This window comes from candidate division KSB1 bacterium (genome assembly GCA_034505495.1).
In the GTDB taxonomy this organism is placed as follows: Bacteria; Zhuqueibacterota; Zhuqueibacteria; order Residuimicrobiales; family Krinioviventaceae; genus Fontimicrobium_A.
In genome coordinates, this window is sequence record JAPDQV010000009.1 from 1 (window position 1) to 14,376 (window position 14,376).

Below are 14,376 nucleotides of genomic sequence, written 5' to 3' on the forward strand. Positions count from 1 at the left end.
ATCATGAACCATGAGGGGTGCCGCAAACAGATCGATCTCGCCGATGACCCTTTCTTTGGCGTGGGTGGTGTCGATGATCACGACATTTTCTTCTGCAGCGCTGCGCAGGCTCACGGCTTCTGCAGGATAAGACTCTGCCGTCCAATGCCAACGGTCATCTGAACGGTGCAGAACGCGTTCTTCTTCGAGATACTCCAACACCTCTTGCGTGGCGTCGAGCCCCCCTTCTCCATCGAACCGACTGCCGAACCGCTCTCCAATGTGAAAGGGAAGTTCGAAAGCGGCACATTTGATGTGGCTCAAAAGGATCGACAAATTGTTCGGATCGACGATGGCCGCCTCAGGTGATCCCTCCCAGAAATATTCCGGATGTTCGGCGATATACTGTTCCAGAGGTGCCGAAGACAATACGAGAACGGCTGCGGATGCTTCCAGCCTCCTCCCTGCTCTGCCTGCCTGCTGGACCGTACCGGCGATGGTACCAGGGTACCCTGCAATGACGGCGGCTTGAAGACTCCCGACATCGATTCCCAGTTCCAGGGCGTTGGTGCTCACCACGCCGATCACTTCTCCGGTCTTAAGACCGCCCTCGATTTCACGGCGCTCGAGCGGCAGATAGCCGCCGCGGTAGCCGCGTACGAGCGAGGCAGGCTTTTTGGCTTTTTTCATTCCTTCGCGCAAATAGGTAAGCAGAATTTCGACATTCAAGCGGCTTCTGGCGAACACGACGGTCTGGATATGATTAGTAATGAACTGAAGGCTGATCCGTTCGCTTTCGCGAAGGTATGATTTGCGCAACCCCAGTTCTTTGTTGATGACGGGCGGATTATAGAGAATAAAGTGTTTTTCACCGCGCGGCGCCCCGTTTTTATCGATGAGGATGACCGGCTCGCCGATGAGGGTTTCGGCCAGTTCTTTGGGGTTGGCGATCGTGGCTGAGCAGCAAATGAATTGCGGTGCGACGTTGTAGAATTGGCAAATACGCTTCAACCGGCGAATAACATTCGCAAAGTGACTCCCGAAAACTCCTCGGTAATGATGGATTTCGTCGATCACCACATAACGCAAATTTTCGAATAATTTGATCCATTGAGTGTGGTGCGGCAGGATGCCGGTATGCAGCATATCCGGGTTGGTAACGACAATATGGCCGCTGCTTTTGATCGTTCTGCGGATCGAAACCGGCGTATCGCCGTCGAATGTAAATGTTTTAATGGCAAAAGGCACACTTTCATGAAGGGGTTCGATCATCGCATGCAGTTCGCTCACCTGATCTTGTGAAAGCGCCTTGGTCGGAAAAAGATAAAGAGCTCGCGCCGCACCGTCCTTGATAATTCGATCAAGGATAGGCAGATTATAGCACAATGTCTTGCCCGATGCCGTCGGTGTGACGATCACGACATTGTGTCCCCTGCTGATTTCTTGATAGGCTTCTGCTTGATGTGAATAGAGCTTATTGATGCCGCGCCTTTTCAAGCCGTCGACAAGTGCAGGATGAAGGCCGTCGGGAAATTCGACAAAAGTTCCCGATTGCGGCGGCAGAACCTCCCATCGGGAGACGCCGGCCATGAACGAAGAGTCGCGCCGAAGCCGATCCAATATTTGTTCAATGGTAAGTCTCAAGATGGCTTTTGCAGGAGTTTGACAATGCCGTGTTGTCCGTCGAGTGCAATCAGGTCGCCGGTCTTGATTATTTTTGTAACCTCGGGTATGCCGCTAACGGCCGGCAAATGAAACTCACGCGCAATAATGGCGGCGTGAGAAAGCATGCCGCCGTACTCAAGGACCAATCCGGAAATCTTCGCTAAAACAGGCGTCCAGCCGGGATCTACTGCCGATGCCACGATAATCTCATTCGCCTCTGCCGATAAGGCTTCTTCGAACGTTTTGATAACCCGTGCTCTTCCACTAATTATCCCAGCGCTGACCCCTATTCCGAAAAGCACCTTATAATCGGGAACGCGGCATTCAGAATCTGTTCCCTTTAGCTGCCCATTTTCAGTGTTATTAGCCCAGATCTCAAATTGATGTTTTCGCTTTTGAACAGAATACTCCAACGCGTCTCCTTTTACTGCAGCGCGAATTTCAGAATACTGGAGAAAAAAGATCTCTTGGGGCTTATCAAGTACACCTTTGCTTTGAAGAATATGGCCGATTTTCAATGCCGCTCTACGGGTAATATATAAAATTTTCTGCCACAAATCACGCTGATTTTCTCGGCAGGAAACAAATTGAGCGGCAGCATTATAAACCAACTTGAAGATAGTTTTTAAAAGAAATGCCGTAATGCTGAATTTAATGTCAAGCGATTTTTGTAGAGATTGATATAAATCGCTGTGCCGCAAATAGATTTCTATATTTTTCTCTTTAAGTAATTCAGGAGGTGCACCGGTCCGTGTTTTTTTTATGGCATAAATCGACTCACCCCATGTCGGTAGGGAAAAATCCAGACTTTGACTTCGGTGGCCATAGCAATTAATAAATTTTTGCACCTCGTCCTTATTTTCAACATCGAGGGCATCGAGAGCCGTTTCGGCTTGAACCGATGCGTTGTCCGGCAAACCGCTGAGCAAATCCTGAACTTTGTTTCCACTCTGCAGGGTCTTTTGCAGAAAATGGTAAAGCAATTCTGCGAAAAGATCGGCAAACGTTATGCTCCAGCGATGGATACTGAGAAAATGATCCGAGAGGCGATATGTGGATTCCAATATATCGCAAAGATTTTCCAGGTCCTCCTGCTCCAATTGTTCGTTCAATTGCTTTATTTTTTTTTCGCAGACGCTGGAAAAACGGCGCCATTGTCTGAGATTTAACCATGGAATCCATTGGGGATCTTGAATCAATAATCTGCTCACAAGTGCAGGTAAAGCGCGGCAAATCAAATAAAGCTGTTTATGACGTTGCGGAGAGAAGAACTGCCGCTTATCCGCAGGCAGCAGGCGGTAAGGAATAATCGAATAAAGAGCACGGAAAGCGTCCAATCGTGCGTAAGGAACGCCTTCGAATTGAGTAATCAATTTGCTTTGTTTGAACAGCTTTTCCTTTCCCAGATACCACAGCGGATCGGCCAGGGCGCGACGGCTGATAAGAGGAAAAAGAAAAGACCAGGCCAAAGGTGAAATGGGTCGATCGAATCGTTCGGCAAAAAAAAAGTTTGTCCACTCTCTTTTCTTTTGATCGATGCGAATTTTGCTTTGCTGCAATGTGGTGATCGGCCTCGCCTGAAAAAGCCACAATCGATTGCGCGCGAACCCCCACTCGATATCCATCGGCTGATGAAAAAGCCGTTCCACGGTTGCACCGAGCTGAATGAGCTCGTTTAATCTTTCAGGGTCGACGACAAGATCGGCATAGTCCCCCTCAATTTGATCGATAATTTGATGCGCCGATTTGTCAATAATAAATTGCTTCGGAGATGTGCGTCCCGAGACCAAATTTGAACAAGGTCCTCTGACTGCCTCAATAACCATAAGATCCTGGTGACTGAGAGGATGCGAAGTGAACATTACACCCGAAATTTCGGGCTCGATTTGTTGTTGAATGATGACTGCGATTTCGGTAGACCGGCTCTCCCCTTTCACATGCCTGCGGTAGCTTTTAATCTTATTCGAGGCCGCCGAGGACTTGACGGTGATGATGGCTTTAATCAGTTCCTTTTCATCAGACACGTCGAGAACGGTTTCTAATTGTCCGGCTAGAGATGTATCCTGAGTATCCTCATAAGGCGCAGAGGAGCGGACTGCAATTTTCCCTTGGGGAAATAGAATGCCCTGCGATTGGAAAATTTTTGCAAGTCGTTGTCGAAAAAGCCTGCGAACGGCTTCATTTTCAAACTCTAAAAAAGATTTTGTACTGATGACAATGAACGGCGGGACGTTGAAACCTTTCAAGTGCAAAAAGGCAAGATGACTTGCCTTAAATCCGCAAAGAGACGGAGAGCGGGCAATTTTTTTATAAGAAACAATGAAATCTGGTCTCTTCATCATGAGGTCGGAAAAGTGCGGATATTCAGGATAAAACTGCTTTAGGACAGCAGAGGAGTGCTGTCCTAAAGCAGAGCGGTTTATTCAGCAGAAATTTTGGCTTGTGCTTGTAGAAACTCATCGACCAAGCGGGATAACTTGGGGTCATCGGCGATGGATTCATCCAAAGGATAACGAAACGTGGTATAGTTGACGATCTTTTTACGATCATTCAACGTTATCCGCAATTCGCCGAAATATTTACCCAGGCTGGGCGTGGTAACGATAATGGGGATTCTATTATTGCTCGGCTCGACTTTATAGTATTCGCCGCCGACAATCACGATATCGATATTCGGAACTTTCGATAAAAGTTCCTGCAGGACTACATATCGGCCGTTGTATAATAGGATGATCAAATCGGCTTTAGCCATCTCGGCAACGACCTTTTGCGCGGTTTGAACCGGATCGCGACTGATCAGCTTCGGCTCGCCGGCCTGCTCCTGATAGAGGCTTTCCCGTTCATCGCAAAGGCCGAATATTCCGACGGTCAACTTTTCAAAGGGCGGTAAGCCTTTTTGCGGCTTTGCGCTTAACTTTTTAAGAACAAAGGGCTCCACAAAAGACTTATCTTCCGGAAAATACCTGATGTTTGCCGAAACGAACGTTAAACGGTATTTCTGCGACATATTCATCAGATATTTTCCGCCCAAATGAAAGTCTTTGACTGCCAAGTTAACGGCGTCATAGCCGAGCAGAGACATTCCCTTCAGCAGATACTCGCTTTGCAGCGCAGCATCCGGGCTAAAGCCTTTCATAAAACCGCCTGCGTCGACGGTTAGATGAAAGTCGCAGCTGTCTTGCTTTTGAGAAAGTAAGGTTGCTCTCCGAGCTAACCCGCCAAGCGGCTGCTTTCAGCCGCACGGCGTTAAATAACCGGTGATGTCGTTTGAATGAAAGATCGTAAAAACTGCCGTATCACGATGCTCGGCTGATTTTGAAGAGCAGGCAAATGCAGCCAGCATCGAACTGATGAGAAAAAGATTACAAATCCATTTCATAAATGCGTTCCTTACTATTCTTTCTTTTCCAGAGACTGTTCCAATTTGGGCTTGCGTGACGGTTTTTCGCGCGTCACTTTAAAGATAATGGTATTTTTATCGACCCGCTGTTCTCCTTCAATGGGATGTTTCAGGTCAAATACGACGCGGGTGTATTTGACCTTTTCTTCGGCGGTATAGCCGAGACGGGCGCGTATGAAAGGACCTCGATTGAGAGGAATTTCGTTCTTTTCAGCAATTAAAAAGATGTTTTCGAATGTCAGAGCATATCGATCAGGATTGCTCAAAACGAGAGGTTTGCCCGGCTTTATTTTACCGTTGCATTCGATGATGATGGTGCGATCATCGACGGCGCGAACCGATCGAATGGCGGTTCCTTCCGGAATTTCCGGCAGCTGGTTGTAATAAATTCGGAATTCGACGCGTCGGTTCAACTGGCGTCCTTCATCCGTCGTGTTGTCGGCAATCGGTTTCGATTCGCCGTAGCCGACCGGCATAAAGAAACGTCTCGGATCGACCTTTTCTTTTTCGCTCAAATATTTCATCACGCTTTCCAGGCGGCGATGGGAAAGATGAATATTGTAATCTTCTTCGCCGATCCAATCGGTATGACCGGAAAGCTGCACCAGGGCATTCGGGAAAAGGTTGAGGATTCTTGCAACTCTTTCCATGGTCGGGTATTCCGACGGCCGGATGTCGGCTTTGTCAAAATCGAAAAAGACGGTCAACAGACCGCTGGTCGAATCGGCTTTGAAGCGCATTTTGCCGGGATCTTCGGCAATAATCTGATTCACCTGCGCCAGTTTATTCTCCAATTCGCGTTTGAGGCGTTCCAATTCCTCCGCCGTTTGTCGAGCTTTATCGAGTTGATCGCGCAGTTTCTTTTCGAGATCGCTATAGTCCGGCGGGGCTCCGCCATACTGCGCAGATGCAAAGGGTTCTTCCTTGAGCGCGCGAAAAGCGAAATGGAGCGAGAAGCGGTGGGCAGCCTCATCGAAAGCAGGAAGCGGCGCATAAGCATAATCGAGCCGAATAAGAGAGTTGCCCAAAGAGGTAGCCGGAATGTTGACGCCGAAACCTGCAGCCCACGCGGACGATGAAGGATCGTTAATTCGATAGCCTCCCCGCAGATAAAAGTCGTTGCCGAGCAGTAGCTCGCTGCCCAGGAAAAAGCGCAGTTTTTCATGCCTGGCCATAACGGCATCGCCGGAAAGGATCAATTCGCTCGAGTTTTCGCCGTCGCTCAAAGGCAGCGTCAGGGCCGCACCGGCGCGATAGAGCTGGGTAAGGGGCGACTCCCAAGCATCGAATTTAACACCGGTAAAAGAATAATTCTGCAGCGAGGCGCCGACCGAGAGAATTTTCGGGAAGCGCACTTGAAACCCTGCATCTCCGGCCCAGGTGGTACTCACTTGGCCGACCAAAGATTGCTGAAGGAATTTTCCCCCAAGGCCGATGCCTATCCCCCACTCGCCGGTTTGGAAATACTTGCCGTAAGCCAAAGCCGCCAGAAGGTCGCCGCTGGTATTGATTCCGCCCAAGGGATTGAAAAACTGGTCCAGCTTTTCGATCGATCCTTCATCGAAATAGCTCACATCGAGGCCGACTACACCGTATTTGGCATAATTACGCTCGCGAATCGGGGCAAAATCATTGCGGTCTCTTCCAATGGCGTACGCGAACGAGAGGTTGCCCTGTTGCGTGTCGCCGATCCAGCTGTTAAAGTTTGCGGCGAGCATCGGCGCCTTTATTCCGCCCAGGGCGCCGACGTTATAGCGCATCAAATTGACGTCGCCGGTAAGGGCGGTAAAGGCATCCCCCATGGCGATTTGTCGGGCTGCCGGCGAGATTTTTAAGAACGGCAGCCCGCTGTAGCCGATGCCGTTTTGGGCGCTCGCAGATGTCGTCAAACTAAAGACAAAGAGCGCAGTCGCGGTGAGGGCCGTTTTCCATACGGCCGTCTCTTTATTACTCATTTTAATCCGCATGATGGAATTGTCTCCATTCATTTTCTAAACTCAGCGAATAATGACGAACTTGACCAAAGCGCTCAACGTTTCCCGCTTGGTCTGTGAAAGGATATCGGCCTGCACTTTGACCCAATAGGTGCCGCTCGCGGCAGGCCTGCCGCCGTCCGTCAAGAGATTCCACCAATTATTGATGTGACCAAACTGGTTGGGCGGCAAAGAGTTACCACCAGATTCGAAACGAATCGTTTGAGGATCGATTTCAGCTACTTTCTCGCCGGCTAAATTAAAGATCTCCATTCGCCTGATCGTCAATGTACCATTGGAGGACCCCAGGCGCATTCTAAAGGGACGATTTTCGGCCACGATATAAGGATTCGGCGCCACTTTGCAGTAGAGCGGCTGCGCCATTTGAGCGGAGATGGTATCCGGCACACTGATGAATCTTCGGGTGGGGTACTCCGGCTTTTTGAAATTGTCGAAATAGATGACTTGGATGTCGTCGTTCGGTCGGGCATAAAGGAAGCGGTCGCCCGGCGTATAGTTGAGCGCATTTCGCAAGGTGATGCTGTTCTGCGAAGAAAAGCGGCCGGTATGGTACTGACCGTTTTGACCTTGTTCTTCGTAGAGCGTCAGATATTCGCGGTCATTTGTAGAGGGGTTAAGGAACATAACCTGCAGCGAGTCGCGGGCGATCACGTCGATGCTGCGATCCAATTCGTTGACGACACGCGCAAAGATCGGTTGGTTCAGCGGCGAAGCGGTGATTTCTTGTCCCTGCGCGTTGGTTACAATTAAATTCCCCAGCATTCCTTGAATGACCGGTATGCTGTCGGACAGCACTTCATTGGGACGCAAAGCGGACCGAAAGGACGCTGCCAGCACGTCACGATCAAAAATTTCCAGGGTATCGTTGTTGATGGTGACGGCTTGACTTGCCGTGACGATACGCAGCGGAATGCCGGCCGGCGCGGTGTAACGGAGATTCAAAGTATCGCGCTTGACGGTAATTCGCTCGGCATCCAAACTGAGGTTGGACGTGACCTCTATGTTAAAGGTGGCCCCTGGCTCGATTATATTTTTCAACTGCACAAAAGCCTGATCGGCAAAGACAGAATCGTTTGGTGCCGGAATATAAGTCGCTGCAGTATAAAAATCTTTAGGGTTACCTTGGGCGTCGACAAATGCAAGAGCCGGAGGTTCGATGGGCGTTTCGCGCCAGGCGATCCGCCATTTATCCAGGCGCGGCGTCATGGCGCTGTTGTAGGTAATTAGAGTAATAACCATTGTCAATCGCCGGGCGCCGAAAAGCTGTTCGAACTGACCCAAAGGAATGCGGATCGGCTCAAAAGACACCTGCAGTGGCCCAAGATTTAATAAAGTACGATCCGGATAATCAGGATTCGTCAAACTGACTGTAAAGGCAACATTACTCAAGAAAAGGCGCTCTTCCTCGTAGGGCTTCCAGACCAAGGTCAAAGAGTCCCACGAGACATGAACGGCCTGATTTTCGCGTGCGGCTCCGATCGGATAGAGCGGATTATCGCGTGTAAATATGTGCGGGCGAAGGGTTGTATCATAATAGCGGTAGCTTACGCGGACTTGGTTGACTACGGGTGTGACGCGCGGATTGGTGGTGCTGAGAAAGGCGCGCACTTGAAAATAGCGATGCAGTTTGTGCTCGGCAAAGAGCACGGAATCGACTGCCGTATAAAAAGTATTGGGAGTGCCGTCCGGTCCTCTCCAAGCCAAACCTTCGTTCGGAAAAGTCGAGCTGGAGCGGAACTGGAGTCTCACGCTGGTTTCGGCATTCAGATTCTCACCCGCGAATCGAATGGTTTCGAAATCAACGTCCTTGATCAAGTCGATAACAGGTGAACGAAACTCGACCGCTTCTTTGTCAAATTCGAACACGGCCGGAGTCCAAACAGTCAAGCCGTCGAGAGTGATTTGCCGGCAAAGCAGAAATCCGCCGCTAAGCAACGGGTCGGCATCGTCGACCGAGGGCGCCGGATTCGGCCATTGGTAGAAATAGGTCGGGTCTTCCGGACTGACTTCGATGATGCGGTTATTGCCTTTATCGGCAATTACCACTCGCCGAGTAGCGGGATTCCAGTCTGCGTCAGCCGGGTTGCGCAGATGCGACGCGTCGTCTCCCGGTGTTCCGTCGCCGAAAGCCCAGGTGATGGTCTGATCATTACGGTTGACCAAAAGCACGCGATGAGCCGTTTGATCTGTAATAAGCACCTGCCGACCCAGGATCGCATCATCGATGTATTCAACATCCACCGGCGAGAAACGGCCGTCCGGCCCCGAGTAGCTCCACATTATGGGGTCCGAAAGCGGATCCAACCTTTCATCGACAATGATGACGCGCTTATTGCCGGTGTCGGCGATCAGCACTTCGGGCGTTCCGAGAATTTTCACCGCATCGGAAGGGCTGTTCAGGAGGCCGTCGCCCATGCCTGCGGTGCTGACACGACCAAATCGCCAAACAATGTTTTTTCCCATCGAAACTTTGGCAACTACATTCGAACCTTTCCAAGTAATCAGAGCATAGCGCACCTGGGTTCCGCCTACGAGCTCTTGATAGAAAAACGCGTCGGTAGGAGATGAATAATTCGCATCCGGGGCGGGGTATTCCCAAACTACAGAGTTCGACCTGAGGCTGTAAATGATGACCTTATTTCCCGATTGATCAGTGATCAAATAAACCGGTTCGCCCCAAATCGAACTGATGTCATCGACATCGACCGCATGCAACAGGCGTCCGCTTTGCTGGGGCGTAAACTGCGCATTGTTGTATTCCCACAGGATGCCCGACAATTTCCATGGGTTTTCCGTAAAGGAGAGCAGTGTATCATCACTCGAAGACGTCAACTCCAATACGCCTCTGTCTTCAGACAGCCTTATGGTTGGATCCCATCCGGTCAGCCAATTGTTGAAAATCGGATCTCCGTCTTCGCGGGCCTTTTTCTGCGTCTGCCCCCAAAGCTCCGTATGGGTAATCAAAAACAGCCCGAAGAGGCTGAGAAAAAGTAAGCGGGTTTTCATGATTTTTTTCCCTGATTGAACCACATCAAAACGGTTATAAAATATAAACGAAAAGCATTCTATGCAAAGGAATTTCAGTATTGGCATAATAAATTACTTTAAGATATCCACATCGCCAGGGCGATGGAATTGAACTTGTTCTCATCGTCGTCCGCGCGGGAAGTGACGACAATTGGAACGTTGGCGCCGACGACGATGCCTGCGGATTTGCAATCAACAAAATAAGTGAGGGCTTTGTGGAACACGTTTCCGGCTTCGATATTGGGCATAATCAGAATATCGGCGTCGCCTTCGAGAGGAGATTTGATGCCTTTAATTTCGCAGGCGCGTTTACTGACGGCATTATCCAGCGCCAATGGGCCGTCGATGATGCAATTGGCGATCTGGCCGCGCTCGGCCATTTTCGATAAAGCCGCTGCATCGAGCGTGCAGGGCATGGCCGGATAGTTTACTCTTTCCACTGCGCCGATGATTGCGACTTTGGGCTTGCGCACGCCCAATTTGCGCATGGTTTGTACGGCATTTTCGGTTATAGCGATTTTTGCTTCCAGATCGGGCGCGATGTTCATACCGCCGTCGCTCATCATCAAAAAGTGGCCGTAAGCGGGAATCTCGAAAAGCGAAATGTGCGACAGCAATTTGCCCGAGCGGATGCCCACTTCGCGATCGAGCACGCCTTTCAAGAGGGTGGATGTCGAGCAGACGCCTTTCATGAGAACATCGGCCAGGTGCTCACGAATCAATTGAATCGCGCGCACGACGCTCTGGCTCTCGGATGTGGTATTGACGATGTCGAAATGCGAGATATCGATCTCGAATTCCTGGGCAATTTCCACGATCTTTCTCTTATTGCCGACTAGAACGGCCTCTGCGATCCCCTCTTTGTAGGCATGGGAAACGGCTTTGAGGACTTCTTCGCTTTCCGCCATCGCTACCGCAATGGTCTTTTTCGGCTTGCTTTTTACGTTCTCAATCAGCTCGGCAAATGTCGTTATCATATTTCTCTACGCCTTCTCGGTAGTGCAATGCCGGTTCTTCACCATTCAATACGCGCAACGCGCCTTCGGCCAAAGCCTGCATTTCTTCTTCACCGGGGAAAACCATTACGGGAGCGATGAATGAGACGTATTCTTTAATCCATGTAACAATCAGCTTATCGTTTGATATTCCGCCGGTTATAACAATTGCATCAACTTTTCCTTTCAATACGGCGGCCATCTCCCCGATCTGCTTTGCCGTTTGATAGGCCATACCTTTATAGATCAGTTCGGCATAGCGGTCGCCGTTTTCTATTCTTTTCACTACTTCCCGTACGTCATTGGTGCCTAAATAGGCGACAAGGCCGCCGGAACCCTTGATCATGGACAGTGTATCTTTTAGTCCTTTATTGACGGTGAAGCAATATCTGACCAGATCTCCGCACGGAAGAGTGCCGCTGCGCTCAGGCGAATAGGCGCCCTCACCGTCCAGGGCATTGTTGACGTCGATGACCCGGCCGCGCTGGTGTGCGCCGACGGAAATGCCGCCGCCCAGGTGGGCGACGATCAGATTGACGTCGCTGTAGTCTTTTCCCAAAGCGCAAGCGGCTTTGCGGGCCACAGATTTTTGGTTAAGAGCGTGGAAAATACTCTTTCGTTGAAATTGCGGATGTCCGGATAATCGGGCGAGGTCCTGAAGCTCATCGACGACAACCGGATCGACGATAAAAGCCGGTTTATTGAATGATCTTGCCAGCGAATCGACAATGAGTGCACCCAAATTGGAGGCGTGTTCTCCGCAGACGGCGTTTTTTAGGTCCTGAAGCATCTCCTCATCGACGATATAGACTCCGCCCGGAATGGGACGCAGCAGACCGCCGCGGCCGACAAAGGCATCGACCTGCGCCAAATCTAATGCTTCCTCTTTAACCGTTTGCTCGATTGCAGAGAATCGCAGAGGGAGTTGATCGATGATAGTGGAATATCGGGCAAGTTCCTGGAGGGGATGATCGATGGTGCGTCGAAAGCGGCAAGCCTCATCGGCAAATAACGCAATTTTGGTCGAGGTCGACCCTGGATTCACAACAAAGATTTGTTTCACCCGCCCTCCCAATGACAGCGTTTCGTGTCGGTTTCGTCAATGGTGCGCGTCATATTGCTGCATGAGGCTGCTAAAGATAATCAGCATTTTTCAAAAAGGCAAGCGGCAAAGCAACGTTATACGCTGTTTTTGCCATTACTCCGATTCATAATGAATCAGAGATTCAATTCGATAGTTGCGCAGACGGTTGCGCGCTCCAAGAAAATCGAGCTCGATCAAGAAGCAGAAGCCCACGACTTGTCCGCCCAACCGTTCAACCAACCGGGCGGCAGCGCCCACAGTACCGCCAGTCGCCAGCAGGTCATCCACGATCAACACCTTCTCCCCTTTTTGTATCGCATCGATGTGCATTTGCAGCGACGCAACACCGTATTCCAATTCATAGTCTTCAGAAATGGTCTGATAAGGCAGTTTTCCGGGTTTCCGTGCCGGCACCATGCCGATACCGAACTTGTAGGCAAGCAGCGCGGCAAAAATGAATCCCCGCGATTCAATGCCGACAACTTTGTCGATTTTAACGTCGCGAAACTGGTCATACATTTTTTCTACGGCTTCGCGCAAAGCATGTCCGTCGCCGAGCAAAGTCGTAATGTCGCGGAAGACGATGCCTTTTTTGGGAAAATCGGGAATGCTGCGAATTTTTTCGGCCAAGTTCATTTTATGGTCCTCAATGAATAATGGAAAATCCCTGAAACTGGTTGTCCGGCGGCGCCCACTCAACATCGACGGCAGTCACATGCGCCCATCGGGGACCGACGCGCAGAGCTTCGATAAACTGTTTCAACTTGGATTCTTCACCTTCGGCGACAACCTCTACGCCTCCGTCTATGGTGTTTTCAACAGTGCCGTCGATTCCTAATTCCAGAGCTTTTCGCCAGGTGAAAAAGCGGAAGCCGACACCTTGGACAACGCCGGAAATGCGAATAATTGCCTTTACGCGGCGCATAGCAACCTCACGGCGTAAGTCGATAGATGGTGCGCGGGAAGGGTATGGTTTCCCGAATATGCGGTCGGTTGCAAATCCACGCAACGGTGCGCTCAATACCCAACCCGAATCCGGCGTGCGGCACCGAACCGTATTTGCGCAGGTCTAAATACCAGCCGAACGCCGATTCCGGCAGATTATGCTTTTTAATTGATGCCAGGAGCGTATCGTAATCATCCTCGCGCTGGCCGCCGCCGATGATCTCGCCGTAGCCTTCCGGGGCCAGAACATCGACGCACAAAGCACGGTCGGGACGCAGCGGATCGCGTTTCATGTAGAAGGCTTTGACTTCGATCGGATAGTGGGTAATCATCACCGGCCGATCAAAATGGTTGGAAATGATGGTTTCATCGGTGCCGCCCAGATCGTCGCCGTCGACAAAATTGGGATTTTCTGCTTTGACCAGTTTGACGGCTTCATCGTAGGTGATGCGCGGGAACGGCCGTTTAATCAGCTCGAGCTTGGAAATATCGCGCTCCAGGACCTCGAGCTCTTTGCGCCGACGCTCCAACACGCGCTCGACAATGTAGACGATCAGTCCTTCCGCCAGATCCATATCCTGTTCGAGATCGCAATAGGCAACTTCAGGTTCGATCATCCAAAATTCCGTCAAGTGGCGCCGGGTTTTGGACTTTTCAGCGCGAAAGGTCGGCCCGAAGCAGTAGACCTTGCCGAAAGCCATGGCCGCGGCTTCCATGTAGAGCTGCCCGCTTTGCGTCAAATAGGCTTTGGTGTCGAAATAGGTGGTCTCGAACAAATTGGTCGTGCCTTCGCAGGCGCTGGGCGTAAAGATGGGGGCGTCAACCAATGTAAAGTCGAGATTATCGAAATAATCCCGTGCCGCCTTGATAACCTCATGCCGGATTCTCAGAATGGCGTGCTGCTTGGAAGAGCGCAGCCACAAATGGCGCTGATCCATAAGAAATTCGATGCCGTGTTCTTTCGGCGTAATGGGATAATCCTGCGCCAACTGCACGATCTGAACATCCTTTGCCTGCAGTTCAAAGCCGCCTTTGGCGCGCGGATCTTCAGTCACTGTGCCGGTTACAATGATCGAGCTCTCTTGGGTCAGCTTTTCGCAGCGTTCAAAAACTTCCGGGGCAACATTACCTTTGAATACGACCACCTGGATCATACCGGTGCCGTCGCGCATCATGATGAATTGCAGTTTACCTTTTCCGGTAATGTTGTAAACCCAGCCGTATAAAGTAACCTCTTTGCCTAAATAGGGTGCAATCCTGTTGATGTAAACTCGTTCCGCCATCACT

General features: G+C 50.5%; 11 protein-coding genes. All 11 read right to left on the reverse strand.

Annotation, left to right across the window (positions count from 1 at the left end):
- Nucleotides 1-1,569: DEAD/DEAH box helicase (locus tag ONB24_05645; protein MDZ7315588.1), on the reverse strand; the 1,569-nt coding region annotated here is incomplete at its 3' end.
- Nucleotides 1,570-1,619: 50 nt separating this feature from the next.
- Nucleotides 1,620-3,986 (reverse strand): PEP-utilizing enzyme, encoded by a 2,367-nt coding sequence (locus tag ONB24_05650; protein MDZ7315589.1) that lies wholly within the window; start codon nucleotides 3,984-3,986, stop codon nucleotides 1,620-1,622.
- 77 nt (nucleotides 3,987-4,063) lie between these two features.
- A complete protein-coding gene (locus tag ONB24_05655) occupies nucleotides 4,064-4,780 on the reverse strand; it encodes a hypothetical protein (protein MDZ7315590.1) in 717 nt (238 codons plus the stop codon).
- Nucleotides 4,781-4,876: 96 nt separating this feature from the next.
- Nucleotides 4,877-5,023, reverse strand: coding sequence for a hypothetical protein (locus ONB24_05660; protein ID MDZ7315591.1), 147 nt, complete (start codon nucleotides 5,021-5,023; stop codon nucleotides 4,877-4,879).
- A gap of 14 nt (nucleotides 5,024-5,037) precedes the next feature.
- Entirely contained in the window at nucleotides 5,038-6,999 is a 1,962-nt protein-coding gene (locus tag ONB24_05665; GenBank protein ID MDZ7315592.1) for a PorV/PorQ family protein, read from the reverse strand.
- A 42-nt stretch (nucleotides 7,000-7,041) separates the two neighbouring features.
- Nucleotides 7,042-10,044 (reverse strand): hypothetical protein, encoded by a 3,003-nt coding sequence (locus ONB24_05670; GenBank protein MDZ7315593.1) that lies wholly within the window; start codon nucleotides 10,042-10,044, stop codon nucleotides 7,042-7,044.
- Nucleotides 10,045-10,142: 98 nt separating this feature from the next.
- Complete coding sequence (locus tag ONB24_05675) at nucleotides 10,143-11,042, reverse strand: bifunctional enoyl-CoA hydratase/phosphate acetyltransferase (GenBank protein MDZ7315594.1); 900 nt, start codon at nucleotides 11,040-11,042, stop codon at nucleotides 10,143-10,145.
- Nucleotides 11,014-12,123, reverse strand: a complete 1,110-nt coding sequence (gene buk, locus ONB24_05680; GenBank protein ID MDZ7315595.1) for a butyrate kinase — start codon at nucleotides 12,121-12,123, stop codon at nucleotides 11,014-11,016. Before buk ends, ONB24_05675 begins: the two co-directional genes overlap by 29 nt.
- A gap of 135 nt (nucleotides 12,124-12,258) precedes the next feature.
- Complete coding sequence (locus ONB24_05685) at nucleotides 12,259-12,780, reverse strand: adenine phosphoribosyltransferase (protein MDZ7315596.1); 522 nt, start codon at nucleotides 12,778-12,780, stop codon at nucleotides 12,259-12,261.
- Nucleotides 12,781-12,790: 10 nt separating this feature from the next.
- A complete protein-coding gene (locus ONB24_05690) occupies nucleotides 12,791-13,069 on the reverse strand; it encodes an acylphosphatase (protein MDZ7315597.1) in 279 nt (92 codons plus the stop codon).
- Nucleotides 13,070-13,076: 7 nt separating this feature from the next.
- Nucleotides 13,077-14,372, reverse strand: a complete 1,296-nt coding sequence (asnS, locus tag ONB24_05695) for an asparagine--tRNA ligase (GenBank protein ID MDZ7315598.1) — start codon at nucleotides 14,370-14,372, stop codon at nucleotides 13,077-13,079.
- Between the last annotated feature and the right edge of the window lie 4 nt (nucleotides 14,373-14,376).

Excerpts from the sequence above, each read along its gene's own strand:
- ONB24_05650 (MDZ7315589.1), bottom strand. The coding sequence starts at position 3,986 with ATGATGAAGAGACCAGATTTCATTGTTTCTTATAAAAAAATTGCCCGC.
- ONB24_05655 (MDZ7315590.1), bottom strand. The coding sequence starts at position 4,780 with ATGAAAGGCTTTAGCCCGGATGCTGCGCTGCAAAGCGAGTATCTGCTG.
- ONB24_05660 (MDZ7315591.1), bottom strand. The coding sequence starts at position 5,023 with ATGAAATGGATTTGTAATCTTTTTCTCATCAGTTCGATGCTGGCTGCA.
- ONB24_05665 (MDZ7315592.1), bottom strand. The coding sequence starts at position 6,999 with ATGAGTAATAAAGAGACGGCCGTATGGAAAACGGCCCTCACCGCGACT.
- ONB24_05670 (MDZ7315593.1), bottom strand. The coding sequence starts at position 10,044 with ATGAAAACCCGCTTACTTTTTCTCAGCCTCTTCGGGCTGTTTTTGATT.
- ONB24_05675 (MDZ7315594.1), bottom strand. The coding sequence starts at position 11,042 with ATGATAACGACATTTGCCGAGCTGATTGAGAACGTAAAAAGCAAGCCG.
- ONB24_05685 (MDZ7315596.1), bottom strand. The coding sequence starts at position 12,780 with ATGAACTTGGCCGAAAAAATTCGCAGCATTCCCGATTTTCCCAAAAAA.
- ONB24_05690 (MDZ7315597.1), bottom strand. The coding sequence starts at position 13,069 with ATGCGCCGCGTAAAGGCAATTATTCGCATTTCCGGCGTTGTCCAAGGT.
- asnS (MDZ7315598.1), bottom strand. The coding sequence starts at position 14,372 with ATGGCGGAACGAGTTTACATCAACAGGATTGCACCCTATTTAGGCAAA.